Origin of the sequence: Sulfuricella sp., assembly GCF_035531155.1 — a bacterium.
Taxonomy (GTDB): Bacteria; Pseudomonadota; Gammaproteobacteria; order Burkholderiales; family Sulfuricellaceae; genus Sulfuricella.
On the sequence record NZ_DATKTK010000028.1, the window covers coordinates 1 to 2,093 of the forward strand.

Here is a 2,093-nt window from a genome sequence, read left to right on the forward strand (position 1 = left end):
GTGGATGCTGTCGAAGATCCGGCCCGCCATTTCCTCCGGCGTTCCCCCCAAATCGGGCCGGCCGACGCCGCTGACGAAGAGGGTGTCACCGGTGAGCACGAACCAGGGGTCGGCGCTACGCCGCAGGTCACTGACCAGCAGGCAGATGCTGTCGGCAGTATGACCGGGGGTATGCAGAACTTTGGTGATGACATTACCGCTCTCCAGCACCTCGCCGTCCTTGAGCCCGCGGATCGGGAAATGGACCTTGCCCACGTCGCTTTCGTGCAGGCAGTAGGGCGCATCCGCCAGTTCCGCCAGTTTCCGGCCGCCGGAAAAATGATCGGCATGAATGTGGGTGTCAATCACAAAGCCGATCCGCACGGCGGCCTTTTGCGCTTCATCCAGAAACCACTGCTCATCGCCAGCCACGACATCCACCGCCACCGCCGAACCCTTGCTGCCACATCCGTAGAAGTAGGACAGGGTACCATCAGCATTGCTGCGTTGTTTGAAAAACATGGGCCACCTCGACTGTTCGCTAGTTAATAGAATTTGAAACCACGAAACTAAAAGAACCCCCGCCATTTGTCAATGCACCCCAGTACACTCCGATCTGTGCTATTCCGTCTCCCCCGAAATGGCTACCAGGCCGCCCCAGGGCAGCGTGTGGGGCAGCAGCCGTTCCATCGTCCGTGCCACCCGGTTCCCGGCAGGAAGAAATATGGCGGAATGCACCGCCAGTCGGCGTACCGGCAAACCGGAGAAGAAGTCGAGCAACTCGTCGGGACGATGCCAGCGCGCCCCATAGTAGGCCCCGCTCCCGCCGCCCTGCCCTTTCTGCGCATAGAGCAGGCTTGCCCGGTTGAGCCAGCCGATGGCAAAACGCTGGCGCGCCACCCGCACGATCTCGGCCACGGCCTGCCGTTCATCCTCCACAAAACACAGGGCCGCAACCGAAACCACCTGGTCGAAACTACGGTCAGGAAAAGGCAGGGAGCGGGCGTATCCTGCTACCCAGCGGATCGCGGTAGGGTCCTTGGCGCGGGCGAAGGCAAGCCAGTCCGGGTTGGGATCCAGGCCAGTGGCGAGGAGGCCCTCTTCAGCAAAGCGGCGGGTGAACCAGCCGGTACCACAGCCCACGTCCAGAAGTGTGTTCCCCGGCTGCGCCTGCAGGAGACTGGAAAGCAGGCGGAACTCCGCCGTGCCGATCCACCTCCACCGCCCGCGAGGGGTATCATACCAAGCGTCATAGGCGGCGGCGTCCATCAACCTGCGGCGCCCACCAGCCGCAAAGAACACACGGCCAATGGCAACAAAGGTTTCCATGGTTTCTTAAGCAGGCTTGCGAGGGGCATATCGCTTACTCCTGTATAAAGCGGATGTAGCCACGTTTGCCTGGTCAGCCAGAGTGGCTTCTCCGGCTTAGGATACACTGTGTCACGCAACCCTTGTGACTGCCGCTGTCGACGCAGGTTTCAGCTCCTGGCATGCACGTGGCCGACATGGCGGAGTGTTCCTTATCCATCCACATTGCCTTATAATACTCGGTGCTACGCCTCGCTCACCACCCTTACGAAAGGAACAAAGAGTATCATGCGCCGTCTGCCCTATGATGACTGTAATAAAAAAGAGATGGTTCTGCGTGACTTTCTCGCCATGGACAGAACAGTGTTTGCGGGTACGCGTACTTTCCTGGGCTATATTCGTGTGACCTTAACTTTAGTCATTGCCACGCTCATTTTTATTCGTGTTTTCCATGGTCATCTTGAAGATCATCTCTTCTATCTGGGCTTTATTCTCGCGCTGATTGTCTTTGCCGCAGGCCTTTCGCTCTATCTGAAAATTAAAACGCACCACAAAGAGCTACAGAGAATGGAAGATTACGAAAAGATGGAGGACGATCTGCAATGAAATCCAGATTCTTATTCAATCACCTGGATGCACACCGGCAAAATTTTCATACTTACCCGAAAAGCAAGCTGGTGTTACGTGACTGGCTCGCACTGGACCGCACAGCAGCTGCCAATCGCCGGGTTTTATATTCTTTTTTACGCACCATGCTGGACTTGGCAATCGCTGGCTTGGTACTTATTCACTTCTTTGATTATCAA

4 protein-coding genes are annotated in these 2,093 nt (G+C 57.0%); 2 read left to right on the forward strand and 2 right to left on the reverse strand.

The genetic code is table 11. The features are described from left to right. Both VMV64_RS05945 and VMV64_RS05950 read right to left on the reverse strand, forming a co-directional pair. On the reverse strand, window positions 1-501 hold a 501-nt coding region (locus tag VMV64_RS05945), incomplete at its 3' end, for an MBL fold metallo-hydrolase (RefSeq protein ID WP_325329039.1). Between the two features lie 99 nt (window positions 502-600). Beyond that, complete coding sequence (locus VMV64_RS05950) at window positions 601-1,308, reverse strand: class I SAM-dependent methyltransferase (RefSeq protein ID WP_325329040.1); 708 nt, start codon at window positions 1,306-1,308, stop codon at window positions 601-603. Window positions 1,309-1,575: 267 nt separating this feature from the next. Here VMV64_RS05950 and VMV64_RS05955 point away from each other — a divergent pair, with 267 nt between their 5' ends. Together VMV64_RS05955 and VMV64_RS05960 are read left to right on the forward strand one after the other, a co-directional pair. Then, the gene (locus VMV64_RS05955; protein ID WP_325329041.1) at window positions 1,576-1,893 is read left to right on the forward strand and encodes a DUF202 domain-containing protein; all 318 of its coding nucleotides are present in this window, start codon (window positions 1,576-1,578) and stop codon (window positions 1,891-1,893) included. Continuing rightward, on the forward strand, window positions 1,890-2,093 hold a 204-nt coding region (locus tag VMV64_RS05960; RefSeq protein WP_325329042.1), incomplete at its 3' end, for a hypothetical protein. The genes VMV64_RS05955 and VMV64_RS05960, both read left to right, overlap by 4 nt.

Excerpts from the sequence above, each read along its gene's own strand:
- VMV64_RS05955 (WP_325329041.1), top strand. The coding sequence starts at position 1,576 with ATGCGCCGTCTGCCCTATGATGACTGTAATAAAAAAGAGATGGTTCTG.
- VMV64_RS05950 (WP_325329040.1), bottom strand. The coding sequence starts at position 1,308 with ATGGAAACCTTTGTTGCCATTGGCCGTGTGTTCTTTGCGGCTGGTGGG.